This window comes from Sutcliffiella tianshenii (genome assembly GCF_016908565.1).
Taxonomy (GTDB): domain Bacteria; phylum Bacillota; class Bacilli; order Bacillales; family Bacillaceae_I; genus Sutcliffiella_A; species Sutcliffiella_A tianshenii.
Genome location: NZ_JAFBED010000002.1, coordinates 461056 through 480742, shown reverse-complemented (window position 1 = coordinate 480742; position 19687 = coordinate 461056). Strand labels below are relative to the sequence as shown.

Genomic DNA, 19687 nt, shown 5'->3' with positions numbered 1-19687 from the left:
AAAGGGGCGCGTCCCCTTTGCTTTTTTAAAGTGACACTTTAGAAAAGGGAGGCAGCTTCTATGGAAAATATAATTGTTATCGGTTCTGGAGTGATGGGTAGAGGAATTGCCTATACAAGCGCGCTTGGAGGTTTTTCAACCACGCTAGTTGATGTTAAAGAAGAGCAATTAATGGGAGCGAAGAAAGAAATCCAGCAGATCATCGAAAAGGGAATGGAACGGGGCAAGCTGACAAATTCCGATGCCGACTCCATCAATGAAAGGCTATCCTATTCAGTTCATCTAGAGGATGTTGTGAAGGAAGCCGATTTGATCATTGAGGCGGTACCAGAGAATATGGAAATCAAAAAATCTGTATTTGAACGGATTGACCGGCATGCACCATCACACTGTCTGTTTGCATCCAATACCTCCACCATGAGTCCGACAGAAATCGGCAGTTTTACAAATCGACCTGAAAAAGTGATTGCGATGCACTTTTTTAATCCAGTACATAAAATGAAGCTCGTTGAAATTGTCCGAGGTTTGGAAACTAGCGATGATACAGCAGAGGCTATCCGTTCCGTTGCGGAAAAAATGGGTAAGGAAACGGTTGTTGTCAATGAATTTCCTGGTTTTGTCACAAGCAGGATCAGTGCCTTGGTGGGAAATGAAGCCTTTTATATGCTGCAGGAAGGAGTCGGTACTCCAGAGGAAATCGACAAAGCAATCAAACTTGGCCTCAATTATCCGATGGGACCTTTTGAACTTGGCGATCTAGTTGGTCTGGATACACGATTGAACAATCTGAAATACCTTCATGAGAAGCTTGGGGAAAAATACAGGCCTGCACCTCTATTGGAAAAGTATGTGAAAGCCGGCCGTCTTGGGAGAAAAAGCGGAAAAGGCGTCTATGACTATCAAAAGAACGACTAAAAGGGAGGGTGACAGGATGAAAGAAGTAGTAATTGTGGATGCGTGCAGGACCCCGATCGGCAGATACAAAGGAGCGTTAAAATCTGTCCGCCCGGATGACCTCGGTGCTATTGTCATTAAAGCACTGATGGACAGAAATCCTAATATTCCTGCCGGGCAGATTGAAGAGGTCGTATTCGGAAATGCCAATCAGGCAGGAGAGGACAACCGCAACGTGGCAAGGATGTCCGCTTTATTGGCGGGTCTTCCGGTTGAGGTAGCAGGTACGACCATCAACCGCCTTTGCGGGTCCGGCCTTGACGCAGTCAATTATGCTGCACGGGCAATCATGGCAGGCGAAGGGGATATTTATATCGCAGGAGGCACTGAAAGCATGACACGGGCTCCGTTTGTCATGAAAAAACCGGATACTGATTTTCCCCGTGGAAATATGGAGCTTCTCGATACGACAATAGGCTGGCGCTTTATCAACAAAAACTTAGAAAAGATGTATGGAGTGGACTCCATGCCTCAGACAGCGGAGAATGTTGCGACGGAATTCAGCATCTCCCGCGAGGATCAGGACAGGTTTGCTTATGAAAGCCAGCAAAAAGCAGACAAGGCCATGAAATCAAACCGTTTTGCGGAAGAGCTTGTACCAGTAACGATCATCGATAGAAAGGGCAACGAAACAGTCGTTAGCACCGATGAACATCCACGTCCTGAAACAACTTTGGAGAAGCTCGTTATGCTTCGTCCACTTTTTGAAGGTGGTACTGTAACAGCAGGTAACGCTTCTGGAGTAAACGATGGGGCCTCAGCTCTTTTATTGATGAGTGCAGAGAAGGCCGCGGAGTTTAATCTAACACCACTAGCAAGATATGTCACATCAGCCGTCGCAGGACTTTCCCCAAGCATCATGGGAATCGGTCCGATCCATGCGACAAGAAAAGCGTTGCAGCGCGCAGGACTTACAAAGGATGATCTGGATCTGGTTGAATTGAATGAAGCCTTCGCGTCCCAATCCCTGGAATGCATCCGTCAACTTGAACTGGACGAACAAAAAGTGAACGTGAACGGCGGGGCGATCGCCTTCGGTCATCCTCTCGGTGCAAGCGGTGCAAGAATTTTGACCACCCTTGTCCATGAAATGAATAAAAGGGAAGTAAAGTTTGGCCTTGCCACCATGTGTGTCGGCGTCGGGCAGGGAATCGCAACAATAGTGGAACGCATTGAAAAATCATAGAGCATGCCTCTCTATGATTTTTCGTATTTCCTATGACGCGTTACTTTGATAAAATGAAACTATTGTAATACGATTACTAGATTTTTTTCACAAGAAAGAGGATGCTGGATGAACACAAGATCGATGATTTTTACATTATATGGAGACTATATCAGGCATTATGGAAACAAAATCTGGATCGGGAGCCTGATCCGCCTTTTGAAGGAATTCGGCCATAACGATCAGGCCGTACGTGCAGCCATTTCCAGAATGAATAAACAGGGATGGGTCCAGGCGGAAAAAAAAGGGAATAAAAGCTATTACTACTTAACGGAACGTGGCGTGAAAAGGATTGAAGAGGCAGCCAAGCGTATCTTCAAATTGAAATCTGAAAGCTGGGACGGGAAATGGCGTATTCTCATGTATACAATCCCCGAAGAGATCCGCAGTGTCAGGGATGAGCTACGCAAGGAACTCGTCTGGAGCGGGTTTGGCACCCTATCCAATAGCTGCTGGATTTCCCCGAATGCTTTGGAGAAGTCGGTTCAGGACCTTATACATAAATACGAAATAGAGGAATATGTGGACTTCTTCGTATCCGAATACAAAGGACCCCATGAAGACAGCCGATTGGTCACAAAAAGCTGGGATCTTCAAGAAATCAACGGTAAATACCAACAATTTATCCAAGAATACAGCCAAAAGTATATTATCGATAAAAGCAAAATTTCAAAAGGCCAGATGACTGATGCCGAATGCTTTGTAGAACGCACAAAGCTTGTGCACGAATACCGGAAATTCCTGTTCGTGGATCCTGGCCTTCCCGAGGAACTGCTTCCTGATATGTGGCTTGGAAGCCATGCAGCTGCACTTTTCAGTGAATACTACAAGGAGCTTGCAGAACCGGCATCACGCTTCTTTGAAGGGGTATTCGAAGACGGCAACGAATTGAGCTTTAAGGATAAAAAATATGACGTACTTAATCATCCATATATCATTGAGTGATTTGGATTTGACGCGTGAGGGAGTCAGCGGGATGCTGCTTCCTTTTTTTGTTTATTTCCATAACCAATATGTGGTAAAATTGAACTATCAACGAATTATTGGTTCTAGAGGTGAAGCATGTACAGTTCAGAGGTTAGGAACACTACTTTTACTAACACAATAGGGAAATTGAAGTCTAATAGATTGATAGAAGGAATCATTCAACTGGGCTCCGGGGTGATCGGGTATAAGGATGACCATTCAGATATCGATCTGATGGTATGTACTGCCGGAGTAGAGGATATAGAAGAAACAAAAAATCAAGTATATAGGACCTTCAGTTATAACAACGCCTTCATCAAAGAAAAGCGCCTAAGAGAAAACGTCTTTCTTCTGATCGTTTTCATGGAGAACTCCCTGGAATTCAATGTGTCCATTGTTCCGACAGATCTATTAAGTGTGAAATCACCTTTATGGAAGGTAGTCTTTGATAAAACGGGTAGGGTAACAGAGAAGATGGAATTGGAAAATGAACGTTTTAACCAAAGACCTGTGAAATACCCTGTTCAAGATGATGTAGTCTTTGAATTCTTCTATTCTGCTGTAAAATTGGACAAAGAGCTAATGCGGAATAACCTGATCTACGCACTAAAGATGCTTGAGACAATGAGGGACTACACACTGCAATTACAGGCAAGGAACGAAAATAAAAAGCTTCACCATTTCAAAGCTTATGAAACCCTAAATCCTTCTTTCATCCAAAAGTATCTTTCCACATATCCTGATCAAGTTACCGTTGAAAAGGTGGAGGCAGCAGCCATCATTTTGAACGAGTTGTTTATTGAAACGGTGAGGAAAAGTGAGATTAATATGGAAGATGATGATATAAAGCGGATTTTGGCATTGTTTCCTTTTTCGAGTAAATCAGAAGTTTAGCAAAAGGAGATACAAATGAAGAAGTTTATCCCTATCCTCATATTTTTCATTTTGGTATTAACCGCAACTTTCTACCTTTCTAAAGGAAGCATCAATGAGTTTAAAGATTTTTTGGTCGAAGAGAACATTGAATATAAAGAAGTATCTATTAATATAAATTCAACCTTTGACAAGAGACTATTGGGAGAAAAACCTCATCATCTGCAAATTACAAGTGATGTGTTCTTACATATTTATAAGTATCCGAGCAACGCCATAGCCCAGAAGGCAAAGGAAAATTTCATAAGAAAAACTGAAATGCTTGATATGACCGGACACAATTTATATGTTGCAGATGAAATGTTTATCATTCTTGATTATGATGGGAAAATGAATGATGTTAGTAGATCAATTGGTTTAAAAATAGAAGAACTTGAGTAGTCTGTCGGAAGAATTACCAACCAAGACTCAAAACTAGAGTCATTTTTTTGAATTTTAAGTGAAATCTGAAACCCTTAAGGTTCCTATTTCGTAAATATACTATGTTGAAGTAGGAAGGTGAGGAGATATTTATGTACTACGAAATGGAACCTTCTATATGGCTGAGACTGATACTAGTGTTATGTATATTTGGAGTGGTTTTGTTTTTCTTTAATTTTATGATAAGAAAGTTACTGAAAGTGGAGAGGAAAAAATTCTTTTCATACAATCATATCAATTCAACCCACAAAAAAATCGATTGGACAATCAGAATACTTATTATTGTATGTATGTTCGTAGGACTCTCCATTAATGTGCAAAATGACTTCTCTGAAGGCTATTGGTTTTTGGAAACATATTTTTTACTATTTCTATTTATCGTCCTGTCAGAAATTGTAACGGCCTTCATGGAATGGAAGTACGCTGAAAATAAAAATGCATATTTATTTACTATTTTTCAACTGTTGTTTATTGTTGCTTTCTTATTACTGATGTTTGCTAGTGATTTTTTGGGACTCATAAAAAGTTAAGTCTAAGGTGGTTAACTGTCCAATTGATTATGAATCGCTGGAGGAAATGTTCCTGGATTCGTCTGAATAAGTTTAAACATTTAAAATTGTCAGCTGAAACTGAAACCATTCAACCCCCAATACGTATACACTAAAAAGGCATTACAAATTGATATAAGTTGATTAGGCTTGGAGGGGCTATTATGGCTGATGCACTTTTATATTTTATCTTTATGATTCCCGTTTACGGGGTATTAATTTGGTCTTATTTATGCCCTGAAGAAAGTATGCTATTCGGTGAGAGGTGGATGTACAAGGAAGAACCGGAGTTTTCTGAAGATGCAATACGGTACACAAGGTTTGCGGCAAGTGTAGGGATATTTGGTATAACTATGATTCTTGTATTATTTGTTATTGAAAATAGATTAATAAAATTTTTTATCATTCTCGGATTCACCATATATGTTGTTATTGGTGGTTATAAGCTTCTCAAAAAATACCTGGATCTATAGAGGGCTCGAATGTAGGAGTAGAAGTCTTGAAAAATAAATACCAAACCATTGGTTAAGGAGTGATTTTCATGAAATTGGCAGAGGCTCTAATATTGCGTTCAGATTACCAGAAAAGAGTGGAGCAGTTGAAGAATCGCCTGTTCCAAAATGTAAGGGTCCAGGAAGGCGACCAGCCTAATGAGGAACCAAATGTGTTAATAGAGGAATTGACTGAAATCCTGGTAAAACTGAAAAAGCTGATTCAAGATATTAATAGAACCAATTTACTGACGGAGTTTGATAAGACACAGTCTCTCGCTGATGCTTTGACGACCAGGGACTTGATCGGGCAGGAAAGAAAAATCTTCAGTGAGCTGATTGAGCAGGCGACAGAGCGGCATGACCGTTATTCAAGGACTGAGATAAAGTATGTGACTATCATTCATGTCAAGGATACACAAAAGCATGTCGATGAATTATCACAAAAGTATAGGCTGATTGATATCAAAATACAGGAGCTCAATTGGAAATCTGATTTAATAGAAAAGTAAACCGAATAGCATAGCAAGTTGGTAGCGAACACGAAAAGGCGAATACCAAACCTCACAACAGGTAAAAGTTGTATCAATGGTAGGGGTTACGGGGTGATCCTTGGGGTTCGAGGCCTCATTTTTACAATTTAAACCCCAGTAATGTTACAGCATTACAGCTTATTCAAACAACTTACTTCCAGGTATTGATTTTCGTTTCGTGAGGGTGGATAGGGGAAATAAAGTACTGTCTTGGAAACTTGGGCATCGATTCAGAGGGATGGATGCCTTTTATTATTTTTCAAAAGTAATTATTCGGATTAGTATTATATGTACTTGCAAAGAGGTGAACACATGGGGAAATTGTTCTTTTATAGTGATCAAGTAAGTGAGTATCCAGGGAATCAAAGAATGGATAAGATGCTTTTTGATGGTTTCGATCCAAATAATATAAAGATAGGTTACATTCCTTCTACAGACGACAAGGAAAGGAACTATTTCCAAACAAAGGTAAACTATTATCGTCAGTATGGAATCACCGACATCCGTTTTTTTGACCTATACGAGGATTTTGATTCATGGCAGGAAGAGGATTTGCTAAGCTGCGAAATCATTCATTTGTCCGCTGGTAATCCAATTGAATTCAGGGCAGCAATAAAAAAACGCAGGATGGAAAATGTCTTATGGCAGTATTTCAATCAAGGCGGAATCATTGTAGGTGTGAGTGGTGGAGCCGTGCAACTCGGTAAATCCGCGAATTTGTTTCAACTCTTTATTGGGGGCTCCAGTGATGGAGATTTGGGAACATTGGATTTTGTGGATTTTGAATTTCTACCTCACTTTAACCGCTGGAACGATGACTTTAAGCAGTCCGTTCTGTCTTACTCAGAATCGAATGGAATAACTGTCTATGCAGGAAATGATGGAGATGGTCTCATTGTCCATGAGGGTGGCAAAGTAGAAATGATTGGTGACATTGTTGTGATTGAAAATAAGAAATAGTTCTGATTTATTCAGTGCATATAAAGGCAGCGGACAGGGTTCACCATTTCAGCTACAAACAAATAAACAAATTCTGTATGTTAAAGCATTCCTATTTTATGAGGAATGTTTTTTTGTTGAAAAGGAATAATAAATTTTCAATATACAATAATTATTTATTGTTAATCGATATACAATATATTAATATGTAATTAAAGATACGAAATAAGCAGAACAATTCAGGTCTATAAGGTGGGATAAACAATGGATCGTCAGTTGATATTGAAAAATGAAAAACCATGGTTCATAAGAGGAATGTCTCAGCTTGTCCGTTTCGGATGGGAGCAGGCACTATCCTGTTTGTTTCCAGTTGTCATCTTTGCCTCTTTGGCTGTCACTCAACTCGTTCCTTTGCCCTTTCTGCCGCGCTATGATTGGCTCCTCATCATCTGCCTTTTGATGCAGTGGTGGATGGTCCGTTCAGGGCTTGAAACAAGGGATGAACTAAAGGTGATCACATTGTTTCACATCATAGGGCTCGTGCTTGAACTTTTCAAGGTACATATGGGTTCCTGGTCCTATCCAGATGAAGGAAACACCAAATTTTTCGGAGTCCCTTTATATAGCGGGTTCATGTATGCAAGTGTAGCGAGTTATCTTTGCCAGGCTTGGAGAAGGCTGAACGTCGACCTGGTGAAGTGGCCGCCGTTTTTTGCAGTAGTTCCTCTTGCAGCTGCCATTTATTTGAACTTCTTCACGCACCATTATTGGGTGGACATTCGGTGGTGGCTTTCAGCTCTTGTCATCATCGTCTTTTGGAAATCATGGGTCATGTATGAGATTAATGGAACCCGTTACCGTATGCCTATCGCGCTGTCTTTTGTGCTTATCGGTTTTTTTATCTGGGTCGCCGAAAATATCGCGACATTCTTTGGAGCCTGGGAATATCCAAACCAAACCGATGCATGGAGCCTCGTTCATCTAGGTAAGGCAAGTTCATGGCTCTTACTCGTGATAGTCAGCTTCCTGATTGTTGCCACTTTAAAGCAGGTTAAGAAAAACCTTCCGTAAAAATACAAAAAGCAGTGGATTTCAATCGTTCAATCGTGAAATCCACTGCTTTTTCTTATTATTTCTAATTACTATTATTGCATCTCCCTTTGTATTTAAATATGCAGGAAATGTTGATATATTAATAGGAGTGAATGAGTACTTCCAGAATGCCAAGTATCGAAAAGCAATATATGTATATAGTATTTAGAAGGAAATAAAACCTGACTGCCGATGACTCAAGAGTGGAAGGAACTATACATAGTGAATAAATTGAAAAAAGTGGTAACCAACAATCTATTTTTATATTCCATATTAGGGCTTTGTTTTATCTTATCGTTGATATTTGTTAACCACAATCATTCCTTTTACAACGAACCAATAGCTGAAGTAATTGAAACAGATGTAAAAGATAAAGAAGAGGTGGTTGATTCCTTCAATAATAAAGATCTACTGACTACTCAAGCGATCATTGCAAAAGTGATAAATGGGGAACATAAAGAAGAAATGATCCATTTAACGAATAAGTTTTCTTTATCAGGGGCATATGACCAAGAACAAGAGGTCGGGAATGAATTATTTGTTTCCATAGATTCAGGAAAATCGCCACTGACAGGAACAATCACAGGGGTCAAACGGGATACCTATGTTTTGATTGTGGCATGGATTTTCATTTTTGTTTTACTGCTTGTCGGAAGGAAGCAAGGTTTTTATTCCATTGTCAGTTTAGCCGTGAATGCATTACTGATATCGTTCCTGCTGGACATTTTTTTGCATTCGTCAAACATTAGCCTGCTATTAATTTGTGGGATAGGTGTCATATTATTTACGTTAATGTCCTTATTACTTGTGAATGGTTTTAATGAAAAGACATTTGCAGCGATTGTCTCAACATTACTTGGCACTTTTTTTTCTTTATTGATCACTTTTTTAGTCATGTGGCTGACAAAGGAAAAAGGCCTCAGATATGAAGAAATGCAATTTTTGACCAGTCCTCCACAGGTGGTGTTCATGGCGGGATTATTGATAGGATCACTTGGGGCTGTAATGGATGTAGCGATTACCATGTCATCTTCCATTTTTGGATTGTATGAAGAGAAGCACGATATTTCAGAAAAAGCACTTAGGGATTCTGGGATGGAGATTGGTAAAGATATCATGGGAACGATGACTAATATCTTGTTTTTCGCCTATATAAGTGGTTCTATCCCGATGCTCATTTTGTATCTGATGAATGATTTTCCCTTTGGCATCACACTTTCCATCAACCTGTCACTGGAATTGGCCCGTGCTTTGGCCGGCGGCATCGGCATCGTCCTGACGATACCGATAGGACTATACATATCCATATTTTTCGTTAATCGAAAGAGGGCAAGGCTATGAATGTATTACTAGTACTTGCGACAATTCTATTCCTATTGATGGTACTCATCGGAGGAAAAAAAGGGGCACGATCATTTTTTGCTTTACTCTTAAATTTTGGTGTCCTATTTTTCACCATACTCTTTATGACAGATCCAAATGCCGATCCGATCATCTTGACAATGATAGGATCAACACTGATCAGCTGCATTACCTTGTTTTTCATCAATAAAATAAATCTTAAAACTAAAGCGGCATTCTTATCGACCTTCATCACGATTGTCATATTAATATTATTTATCGTCATCGTGGCAGATATATCAATGATACAAGGATTTGGTAAAGAGGAAATCGAGGAAATCAGCATGTTCTCGATGTATCTTGGAGTGGATTTTGTTAAGATCGGAGCCTCCATGATTATCATGAGTACGATAGGTGCGATTACGGATGTAGCCATATCCGTTGCCTCGCCTATGCGTGAAATATTTTTTCATAATCCATCCATTAGCCGAAAATCCTTATTCAGATCTGGATTAACTATCGGGAAGGACATCCTGGGGACAAATACGAATACGCTATTCTTTGCCTTCTTTGGAGGCTATCTCGGATTGTTTTTATGGTTAAAGGAATTATCCTACTCTTTCGGGGAAATCGTCAATTCAAAAGTGTTCAGTGTAGAGGTCATCACCATACTCTGTGCAGGCATCGGCATTGCGTTGATCATTCCGATTACATCCTGGATCACTGCGTATTTTTTGGTGAGAAAAAGAGAGCATAATGAGTCAATTTAAAGTTTGCCGGTGAAAAGAATAGAGTTTATCTGAAAAAGGATAAGCTCTTTTTTATGGAATTGGAGAAAAAAATCGACAAATTATGATACCTATAAAGTATAATTGTGGAAGAATTACAAATTCTTATCCTGTTCTTTCTGAATGAAATGGATAAGAATATGAGAAAGGTATGAAGATGAGTATAATAAAAGATTTCCTGTTGCAACTGACGCTCATGGTAATTCCTATATTTGTCTACTTTACATTCATTACGGAGAAGGTAAAGAGTGATAATAACAAGAAAGTCCTGATGACCTTTTTATGGGGGATTTCCATCATATTGTGCATCTCTTTTCCACTGAGTTTTGGACAGGATGCCCGGTTAGATTTAAGATTTATTCCTTTATTATTTGGAACATTGTATCTCGGATTCGGACCAGGGGTCTTTCTTTCTGTCCTCGTTATCCTTTATCGCCTTTATTCAGGAATAAACATGGGTGTTTATACTACGGTACTTGTACTATTACTGTCACTGCCTGTGATATTGTTTTTCCAAAAAACATTTGTCAGTTCTAATAAAGATAAAAGGATAAAAATTGCGGTCGGTCTAGCATTATACTACTGTCTAGTCGGGTTGACTTCCTTTGGAATCCTAAATGGCTTTTCATTGGACATTGTGAAAGTGCAGTTGATTCATCTGATTTTTGTAGTGGCAGTTACATGGTTCTTCACGATGTTAATGGAAACAATCCGGGAGATTCACCAGCTGCGGACAGAGCTGCTTAATTCGGAAAAGTTAAAGGTGGTCAGCGAGTTGTCCAGTGTCTTCGCTCATGAAATCAGAAACCCGATGCAGGTTACTCGAGGTTTCCTGCAGCTTCTGGATGACCCTGAACTGCCTAAGAGCAAGAAGGAATATATTAAAATTTCCATTGAAGAGTTAGACCGTGCGAATGAAATAATTGATGATTTTCTAACGTTCGGAAAACCCACTGTAAACAACAATATAAAAGTAAACGCTGGTTACCAAATGGAGCGAGTCATTAATATCATTCAAGGCTACAGCCAAAACCATCATGTTAAGATACAAACCAAGATAGAAGATGACTGTTGGATCGATGCAAATCCCCAAAAACTGAATCAATCCTTGATCAATATCATGAAAAATGCCGTAGAGTCGATGCCAAACGGTGGGACTGTCTGGGTTACATGTACTGCAACAACAGATGGCAATATAGAGATTATGATAAAAGACCAAGGAATTGGTATGACAAAAAAGCAACAGGATAGGCTTGGATCTCCATTCTATTCCCTAAAGGAAAATGGTACCGGTTTAGGAATGATGGTAAGTTTTCAGATTATACGTTCATTCAAAGGCACTATTAAAGTGAACAGCGAAAAAGGTAGGGGTACAGAGTTTATAATCCTGTTACCGCAAATATTCCAGACGAAATAGCCGTTCTGAAGATTCCATGAATACTTTAGGACGGCCATTTTTTATTTTTTTATTGTATTCAGAATAATCCTTTGAAATAATTGGTACATAGAGACGAAGGGGGAAGTCCATGAGGGTTATTGCGTCATTTATGGTATCGGTGATGATTTTATTTGTAGGTTTTTACGCAACGGTCATGACACTGTTGTCCACAGGCAAGGAGCAATATGGTGTAGTAGTAGCCTTTTTTGTATTAACGCTTTTGGTTTTTGCCAATCTTCTTGTGTGGGATCGGTTTTCTAATAAAGCTGTAAAGTATAGCTTTATCGGTTTGATAAGCTGTTTTATATTGTTTGTGGTATTTGAAAATGTGAAAAGCTGGCATCTAAAATCCTTGCAGGTCATGAGTACACAGGATGTAGACCTCTCTGTTTATGAGCCATTTGCTAAGGATTCTTTGGTAGCGACATTGAATGCATCTGCTTCGTTCAAAATGGAGGAACCATTGTTGAAGCTTGATGGATCGACTGCCTTGTATCCAATATTTGCAGCATTCGCTCAAGCAGTTTATCCAAAAGACCTTTATGATTCCGCTGGGAGTGAGGTGCAATCAACACAAACTTCAGGGGCGTGGGTAAATCTAATGAAAGAAGAAAGTGACCTAATCTTTGCACCAGAGCCTCCGATAACAATTCAAGACCTTGCAAAATCCAAAGAAGTCCAGTTGGAGTTAACGCCAATAGGTAAGGAAGCATTCGTGTTTTTTGTACATAAGGATAATCCAGTAAGTGACATAACATTGGAGGATGTTCAAAATATATATTCTGGGGAAATTACAAACTGGAAAGAACTTGGCGGTAAAGATGAGGCCATATTGGCTTTTCAGCGACCGGAAGACAGCGGAAGTCAGCAAATGCTTATGAAAGTGATGGGAGCCAAAAGATTGATGGAAGCGCCAAAAGATCAACAGGTAACGGGAATGGGAGGCATCATCGAAGAAACCTTGGACTATGAAAATAGGAAAAATGCAATCGGTTTCTCGTTTCGCTTTTTCTCTGAAACGATGGTGCAAAATAACAAGATCAAACATCTATCGATCAATGGAGTGTCCCCATCCATCACATCCATTCAAGAAGATACCTATCCTTTTGTCAGCCCGTTTTATGCTGTACACCTTTCGACTTCAACCAATCCAAACCTCGTTCCATTTCTGGAATGGATGCAGTCTGATGAGGGACAGACGTTAGTGGAGAAGTCAGGATATGTGCCGTACTACAAATAGATATAAAAAGGAGAACACGTTTGTGCAAGCGATTGATTTTTGGGAAAAATATAAGAATTATAACCAGGAAAATCCAGATAAAGATAATGAAGATTTGTTGTTGATGGCCTTTGAGTCTGTTCAGCGGGAAATAGTCCAATCAAATTATTCCATTGACGCCGTTCGTTTGGGACATGAGATTTATGGATACTTAGGTGACAGAGGATTACAGATGAGAGTAGACCTGACGAGAAGATATTTGAAAAAAGGAAGTATTGAATCCCTAAACGATCTCTTTTGGGCTAATTGGGAGATGGTGGACAACTTGGCTCTTTTAAAGAGTTATGAAGAAATGATAGAAGAGCAGGTTGCATTTTTAGAATGGTCAAAAGAAAATCTCGGACCTGAATATTGGATAAAAGTGATGTATGACAGTACTCAGGCCGTTGGATGGTTTCATGAGAACAGAATGGATGATTGGTTTGAAATTTATCAAGAATTATTGACGAAGATCCACCCTTCCGAATCCAATCGTCATTCTAGGATTCTACTGGTTGAAACAGCTTCTGGGCTCTGTGCATACGAACGGAAAGATTATGATCGGGCACTCAAAGAAATCGGGAAGTATCACGATATCCTGACTGAGGACGAAAAGTGGCATGACTATGACAAGTTTTATATCCGATATGTTACATATTTACTTGAAACATATCTAGGAAAAAAGGAAATGGATAAATATGATGCATTAATCAACGATACAATTTTTAAGATCGAGAATAAATTCGGCCAATATGAAAAAGGTCTGAGCGATAACATTGATGAAGTCTGTGACATGTCACATGACATAGCTACCAGTTTAATGTGGGAAAAGAGATACGAGCAAGCAATGAAACTATTCGAAAAAGCCATAGAGTATCAAGGAACCGGAGTCACTCATTTCTTCTATGCAATATGTATTTGGGCTCAAAATAAAGACAGGGAAGAAACTTTACACCATCTTAGAATGGCCGAGAATAAAATAACTGGTAATGGTGGACTGCGTTCAAGGTATATTCATATGTTTTTAGAGCAGCCGGAGTTTATTGATGTCCGCGAGGATGAGGAGTTTTTATCTGTTTTCAATCATGTTCCTGTGGGAGGTGGCTTATGAAACGTTTATTGATCATGACAGTTGGCAAAACTCACAGTGGGAAATCCACTTTTGCGGGATTGCTTGAAAAAGAATTGGAAAACTCCATAGTGATGGACCAGGATAACCATGCCGAATTTATTAATACATATTATAGAAAACTGCAACCAAAACAAGGACCGAATACACTCAAACATGATATTTCACACCTGATTGTCGAATATGCAAAAAAGCAGACGGATTCTCACTTGATCATCTGCAATTCCAACCGGTACCAAAAAGGAAGAGAGTATCTGCTGAAGAACTTATTCCCTCCGGCTGAATTTTTCCGCATAATTGTTCATTTTGACATTCCAGATCAGGTCCTTCAAACACGTGTTTCCCTATCAGAGCGGAATACGAAAATCTTCAGAAGTGCTTCCACTTTCGTGGAAGTACTGAAAAGACAGCAGGCAGAAATGGTGACAGATCCGGCAATTGGGGAAGCAGATCATTTATTCGTGATCAGGGATGGAAGAGAAGTGGATTCGGTCATTCAAGAGATAGTCCGGATTTCAAAAAAACCGGAGGGAGGAACAGCATGAAATTTTATGTGGCATCAGGTTTCTCCAATATTGAGAAGGTCCGTTATGTGAGCGGGAAGTTGAAAAGTAAGGGGCATAAACATACATACGATTGGACGCTGAATGAAAGAGCATCCACAATTGAAGACCTCACAACAATCGGACTATTTGAAAAGAAGGCAGTAACAGAATCGGACTTTGTAATTGTATTGCTGCCGGGCGGCAAAGGGACCCACATCGAACTCGGTATTGCTCTTGGGCTTAACAAAAGAATCATTCTCTATACTGAAAATCGGGAAATCTACAATTTTGACACCACCAGCACATTCTATCATTTGCCAGAGGTAGAGAAGTTTGTAGGGACTTTGGATGAGTTGATTGAGTTTCTTTAATAGGTGATAAGTATTGAAAATAATATAGACAAGTCGTCGGAATGCACTTATATACCGTTCAATCATAAGAAAATCAAAATATTAAAAGTATCGAGTGATAAAATGGGGTGTTTCATGAAGTTGGAGTTGAGCCTTTTCGATGGAAATGCCACCATCCGTTGGGGCTTGAATCATTTAGACTTTAAGAAGATAAGAGATATAGTCTCAAAGAATTACTTTGACAGCCTCGAAAAGGAATACCATTATGAACTGTTGCCTTATGTGGGAACAAAGATCGAGTACCCGAAAGGTCCCCAAACGTTCATCGGCAATGTCAGGTGTATTCAAGGAATAAAAGCTGCGAGGATAGAATTTATCTGCTCCGAACAGTTTGCCGGTAACATGGAATGGCTAAAGTTAGAGGTAAGATGTACCGAACATGTTAAGCATCTGTTATGGGAGAACTTCTGAGGAGGAATAATATTGACGAACCTTTTAATTTTGTCCCACTGTATCTTTCCGACACCAGATATAATTCGGACTGCAGAATTTTATGAACAGAAAATGAGGTTTAGGGCTATTCCATATTTGAATGCAAGTGAACCTCATGTATGCTTGTATCGCGATTCAACTGAAATAATTTTAACCAAAACCATTGGCCAAAGGGTTTTTCCCAATAGGCAACTGTATGGATATGGTTATGATGCTTACTTTATCACCAAGAATCAAGAAGAGCTTCAACAGGAGTTTATCGAAGCCGGCGTCAATGTAGTCAGGCCACTTGGCAGTACGGACTATGAAAACAAGGAATTCGTTATAGAAGATATTGACGGAAGATGGCTGGCGTTTGGGATAAAAAACCATCCATAGGTTCCGATTCTTACAAGTGTTACAGGAGTTCAAATAGTTAGGAAGCTCTTTCGACTAAATCAAGCTTTTGCGGAAATTTGATCAACATTTATTTTTATATAAAATGAATTATTTTTGTACTCTTATATTGAAGGGATGTGCTTAAAGATGGATTTGGAAACGGTGATGCAGGAGCTTGAGGCCCTGGGCAAGGAACGAACGAAGAAAATGTACATGGCCAATGGGGCTCGTGAGCCATTATTCGGCGTTGCTACTGGGGCGATGAAACCGATCGCAAAGAAAATTAGGATAAATCAAGAATTAGCAGAAGAGCTTTATGCAACAGGCAACTATGATGCCATGTACTTCGCAGGAATAATTGCAGACCCGAAGGCGATGACAGCTTCGGATTATGATCGTTGGATGGATGGGGCATATTTTTATATGCTATCAGATTATGTGGTGGCGGTTACGTTGGCAGAATCGGATATTGCCCAAGAGGTTGCAGATAAATGGATCTCGAGTGGGGAAGAGCTGAGGATGTCAGCTGGCTGGAGCTGCTACTGTTGGCTACTGGGAAATCGTAAGGACACTGAGTTTTCCGAAAGTAAAATGTCCGACATGCTTGATATGGTGGAAAATAAGATTCATGATTCACCGGAACGGACAAAATCAGCGATGAATAATTTCGTTTACACCATGGGCATCTCCTACTTGCCGCTGCATGAAAAGGCCCTTGAGACAGCACGGGCAGTGGGTCAGGTTGAAATAAGACGGGAGAATAAGAAAAGCAGCTTACTGAATCCCTTTGAAAGCATCCAAAAAGAATTGGACAAAGGAAGGCTTGGTTTCAAACGCAAGTATGTGAGATGTTGATAAGGTTGCCTGGTACGGGGTCAATCCGAAATGGATTGCCCCTCTTTTTTTGTAATTTCACTATATTCTATGTTCTGTTTATTCTGAAAAATGTTGTAATTACTATCCGGAAAGTGTAAAATTACACATAAAGTGATAAAAGGAGCTATATAAATAGATAATGAACCAGGTAGAAACCATTCATCTCATTTCAAATAAACTAAAACTCATTCGTATTGAATATAACTACACCCAAGATAAAATGGCAGAGATTCTAGGGATCTCCAAGAAAACACTGGTACAGATTGAAAAAGGCAGAAATTCCGCAAGTTGGACGTTGACGGTAGCTGCTTGTGCACTATTTAGAGAAAGTGAAATACTTACCTCGGTTCTTGGTCCAGATCCATTAGAAGTCATTGAAACCATCGCACATGAGAAGATTGACAGTCCCAAAGACAAAACGATGGGAGGAAAGGTGTGGTGGAAAGAGATGGAAGTAAGTGGTAAATTTCGTCTGCAACAAAATGTCATCAGTCAACACTTTCGAATTCTCGATGATTTTGATTTTCGCTGGTACAGCTCATTTAACAGGGAAGATGCCGTTCAAAGAATAATCGAACTGTCCAATGACAGGAAAGGAGAATGATCCATGGAAATAAATGTCGTCCTTCTGATCACCATTCTGTTCCCTGTTTTTCTGGGAGCTTGTTATTTATCGGAAAGGCTTGATATGCAATGAGGAATTTAGAATAGAAGGGGAATTGCATGAAAAGGGATAGGGAGAAACATAAAGATACTAGTTCGAAATTTGAAAGATGGATAATGGATAAAGAACAAGTTGTGGAACCGATCTGGATGAGGCTAGGTTTTCCTGAGGCACCGGACCTTATGGAGTCTGGCAAAGGGATTGGCATCGTCATATTGGATGATATCATCCCCCACGAGTTAGTTCAGCATCTCGGTGATCGCCTGATGCGGGTCAAGGTAGCAGAGGACTTCCGTGTTACTTGTGAGAATATTAACAGAATGGAACCTCAACCGATGAATGCTGCGGTGAAGCATGGAATGATGACCTTACAACTACTGTCCCATATGCCGAATCAATTAACTAGGCATTCCCATATTGGCTTGGTCCCGGCTGCAACGTTCATCATGTTAGCTGAATATGAGCCAGAGAAAATCGAGGCGGGGTTAAAGTGGATACTTGAAAAGCAGGAGAAATGGAATATCCAGATCCTCTTGAATCTATTGGTTCCTAATACTAGGGAAATGGGAACGATGAAGCCTACATCAAAGGATCTATTGGTGCTGGCAATGCAACCGGCGTTACAGGCCGGTCTACTTGTCATTGCCGCGAATGGAAACACAAGGGTCCACAACAATCTTCATCCAGCAGATTTTCTGGTAGTGGGAGGGTATGATGATAACGGGTATTCGAACCCTTCTTTACATAATGCTCACCCTGCCGTCCCTTGGGGGTTGAATGCAGATGGTGATCTACGACCGGATATATTGGCTCCTTTCAGTTTTTTGCCGGTTCCCTATTGTGAAGAAAATGCGTCCAATCGCATCTTTTCCTACTTTGGTGGTTCGTGTGGCGCTGCTTCCCTTGTAGCTGGTGTTTGTGCACATCTGCTCTCTAAGTATCCTGAAATGGATATTCCGTATATGAAAAGACTGCTCCTTCAACATGGTGAATATTTGCATAATGGAGACATTCCGGTACCAAAATTAAACGTAGCCAAAGCTGTGGAGCAATATTTGAATGGTATAGAGGGGGCAGACTCGTCTAAACCTTTCACATCAAATGAAACGATGGATGCCATTATGAGGGCAACAAGTCTCACAGAATGGATTGAACGGGACAAAATCACGAGAGAAGAATTATGGAAGCATCTAGATGATGAATCCCCGGTCGTACATAAAACTGTAATTTGTTATGGGCTTCGGACACCGAAAAACGAAATGGAAAGAAAGAAGTATTGGGATCATTTTCATGAGGGCAATGGAGAAAGCGGGGTACGATTAGCCTGGCTCTATCAGTTGCTCATGGATGCACCACCTGGGGAATTGAACCTATGGATGGAGTTGCTGAATGAAAAGGATCTTGAAATTACCCTCTGCGTCAAAATCTATTTGGAAATGAACTTCAGGGAAGCACCGGAAATACCGTACCTGCCCGACCCGGATCCGGAATATATTTCAATGGCGACGGAACCGGTTCGTGAGTGGTATGTGAAAAACTAAAAGTTAAAAAGGGTGTTAGGATGCAAAATTACATAAAAGTGGACAATACACAAATTTGGACAGAAAAATGGGGCAAAGGTGTCCCGGTCATTTTGATAAGTGGAGGACCGGGTTGCTGTAATTACATGGAGCCGGTGGCAGAAATAATAGGCGATACATCAGAAGTCATCATGTTTGATCCAAGGGGTTGCGGGAGATCACTTTTTGATGGGGAAGGGCATGATTTGGAAACCGCACTGAAAGACCTCGAAACCATTCGGACGGAGTATGGAGTAGATAAGTGGGTCGTTATAGGTCATTCTTGGGGTGCTGACCTGGGGCTAGCCTATGTTCTGCGCCATTCAGGATCCATTTTGGGCTTTATTTCTATGTGTGGTACAGGTATTCAGAATGATAGGGATTGGAAGGAAAGCTATAAACGAAACAAAGCGCAAATAGGTGAGTTGCTGCCAGAATTCGCATATGAACCAAATAAAATTGTGCACCGATCACTTATTGATTCCTGGCGAGCTTTCATTAAGCAGCCGAGTCTACTGAGGGACATTTCAGAACTGGATCTTCCGACTCTCTTTGTGTTTGCAGAGAAAGATATTCGCCCCTCCTGGCCCATACAGCAACTGTCCTTTCTGATGAAAAATTCTAGATACATAGAGTTAGAGGGGGCGGAGCACTATATTTGGCAAACGAAGCAAGACGAGTTGGCAGAAGTGCTTCGAGAGTTTATAAAAAGAATAAATTATACTAAAGTGAAACCGATGATAAAGTAACAGAGATAAAGGTTCGACA

General features: G+C 40.1%; 23 protein-coding genes. All 23 read left to right on the top strand.

The window, feature by feature from the left end:
* Positions 1-60 precede the first annotated feature (60 nt).
* The 23 genes from JOC95_RS05895 (at position 61) to JOC95_RS05785 (ending at position 19668) form a co-directional block, all read left to right on the top strand.
* Entirely contained in the window at positions 61-915 is an 855-nt protein-coding gene (locus tag JOC95_RS05895) for a 3-hydroxyacyl-CoA dehydrogenase (RefSeq protein ID WP_204414358.1), read from the top strand.
* 16 nt (positions 916-931) lie between these two features.
* A complete protein-coding gene (locus JOC95_RS05890; protein WP_204414356.1) occupies positions 932-2140 on the top strand; it encodes a 3-oxoadipyl-CoA thiolase in 1209 nt (402 codons plus the stop codon).
* Positions 2141-2248: 108 nt separating this feature from the next.
* Positions 2249-3124, top strand: coding sequence for a phenylacetic acid degradation operon negative regulatory protein PaaX (gene paaX, locus JOC95_RS05885; protein ID WP_204414354.1), 876 nt, complete (start codon positions 2249-2251; stop codon positions 3122-3124).
* Between the two features lie 117 nt (positions 3125-3241).
* Entirely contained in the window at positions 3242-4039 is a 798-nt protein-coding gene (locus tag JOC95_RS05880; RefSeq protein WP_204414353.1) for an aminoglycoside 6-adenylyltransferase, read from the top strand.
* 15 nt (positions 4040-4054) lie between these two features.
* Positions 4055-4459, top strand: a complete 405-nt coding sequence (locus tag JOC95_RS05875) for a hypothetical protein (RefSeq protein ID WP_204414352.1) — start codon at positions 4055-4057, stop codon at positions 4457-4459.
* 131 nt (positions 4460-4590) lie between these two features.
* Positions 4591-5028 carry a DUF4181 domain-containing protein gene (locus tag JOC95_RS05870; RefSeq protein WP_204414351.1) on the top strand — a complete coding sequence of 146 codons (438 nt, stop codon included), beginning with the start codon at positions 4591-4593 and terminating at the stop codon, positions 5026-5028.
* Positions 5029-5210: 182 nt separating this feature from the next.
* Positions 5211-5519, top strand: coding sequence for a hypothetical protein (locus JOC95_RS05865; RefSeq protein ID WP_204414350.1), 309 nt, complete (start codon positions 5211-5213; stop codon positions 5517-5519).
* Positions 5520-5587: 68 nt separating this feature from the next.
* On the top strand, positions 5588-6049 hold the full coding sequence (locus JOC95_RS05860) for a DIP1984 family protein (RefSeq protein ID WP_204414349.1): 462 nt from the start codon (positions 5588-5590) through the stop codon (positions 6047-6049).
* 333 nt (positions 6050-6382) lie between these two features.
* Positions 6383-7030, top strand: a complete 648-nt coding sequence (locus JOC95_RS05855) for a Type 1 glutamine amidotransferase-like domain-containing protein (protein ID WP_204414347.1) — start codon at positions 6383-6385, stop codon at positions 7028-7030.
* A gap of 285 nt (positions 7031-7315) precedes the next feature.
* Positions 7316-8080 (top strand): DUF817 domain-containing protein, encoded by a 765-nt coding sequence (locus JOC95_RS05850; RefSeq protein WP_204414703.1) that lies wholly within the window; start codon positions 7316-7318, stop codon positions 8078-8080.
* Positions 8081-8293: 213 nt separating this feature from the next.
* Positions 8294-9442, top strand: coding sequence for a YibE/F family protein (locus JOC95_RS05845; RefSeq protein ID WP_204414345.1), 1149 nt, complete (start codon positions 8294-8296; stop codon positions 9440-9442).
* Positions 9439-10212: a YibE/F family protein gene (locus JOC95_RS05840; protein ID WP_204414343.1), complete on the top strand. Its 774-nt coding sequence runs from the start codon at positions 9439-9441 to the stop codon at positions 10210-10212. The genes JOC95_RS05845 and JOC95_RS05840 overlap by 4 nt, the downstream gene beginning before the upstream one ends.
* A 175-nt stretch (positions 10213-10387) precedes the next feature.
* Complete coding sequence (locus JOC95_RS05835; RefSeq protein ID WP_204414341.1) at positions 10388-11647, top strand: ATP-binding protein; 1260 nt, start codon at positions 10388-10390, stop codon at positions 11645-11647.
* Positions 11648-11756: 109 nt separating this feature from the next.
* Positions 11757-12908: a PstS family phosphate ABC transporter substrate-binding protein gene (locus JOC95_RS05830; RefSeq protein ID WP_204414339.1), complete on the top strand. Its 1152-nt coding sequence runs from the start codon at positions 11757-11759 to the stop codon at positions 12906-12908.
* Positions 12909-12930: 22 nt separating this feature from the next.
* The gene (locus tag JOC95_RS05825; protein WP_204414337.1) at positions 12931-14037 is read left to right on the top strand and encodes a hypothetical protein; all 1107 of its coding nucleotides are present in this window, start codon (positions 12931-12933) and stop codon (positions 14035-14037) included.
* On the top strand, positions 14034-14600 hold the full coding sequence (locus tag JOC95_RS05820; protein WP_204414335.1) for an ATP-binding protein: 567 nt from the start codon (positions 14034-14036) through the stop codon (positions 14598-14600). Before JOC95_RS05825 ends, JOC95_RS05820 begins: the two co-directional genes overlap by 4 nt.
* A complete protein-coding gene (locus tag JOC95_RS05815) occupies positions 14597-14971 on the top strand; it encodes a group-specific protein (protein ID WP_204414334.1) in 375 nt (124 codons plus the stop codon). Before JOC95_RS05820 ends, JOC95_RS05815 begins: the two co-directional genes overlap by 4 nt.
* 114 nt (positions 14972-15085) lie before the next feature.
* A complete protein-coding gene (locus JOC95_RS05810) occupies positions 15086-15421 on the top strand; it encodes a hypothetical protein (protein ID WP_239582715.1) in 336 nt (111 codons plus the stop codon).
* Positions 15422-15433: 12 nt separating this feature from the next.
* Positions 15434-15820, top strand: coding sequence for a VOC family protein (locus tag JOC95_RS05805; protein ID WP_204414332.1), 387 nt, complete (start codon positions 15434-15436; stop codon positions 15818-15820).
* Between the two features lie 147 nt (positions 15821-15967).
* Positions 15968-16675 carry a DNA alkylation repair protein gene (locus JOC95_RS05800; protein ID WP_204414331.1) on the top strand — a complete coding sequence of 236 codons (708 nt, stop codon included), beginning with the start codon at positions 15968-15970 and terminating at the stop codon, positions 16673-16675.
* Positions 16676-16835: 160 nt separating this feature from the next.
* Positions 16836-17300, top strand: a complete 465-nt coding sequence (locus tag JOC95_RS05795; protein ID WP_204414330.1) for a helix-turn-helix transcriptional regulator — start codon at positions 16836-16838, stop codon at positions 17298-17300.
* A 176-nt stretch (positions 17301-17476) separates the two neighbouring features.
* On the top strand, positions 17477-18901 hold the full coding sequence (locus tag JOC95_RS05790) for a S8 family serine peptidase (protein ID WP_204414328.1): 1425 nt from the start codon (positions 17477-17479) through the stop codon (positions 18899-18901).
* A gap of 20 nt (positions 18902-18921) precedes the next feature.
* The gene (locus JOC95_RS05785) at positions 18922-19668 is read left to right on the top strand and encodes an alpha/beta fold hydrolase (RefSeq protein ID WP_204414327.1); all 747 of its coding nucleotides are present in this window, start codon (positions 18922-18924) and stop codon (positions 19666-19668) included.
* The last annotated feature ends 19 nt before the right edge of the window (positions 19669-19687 follow it).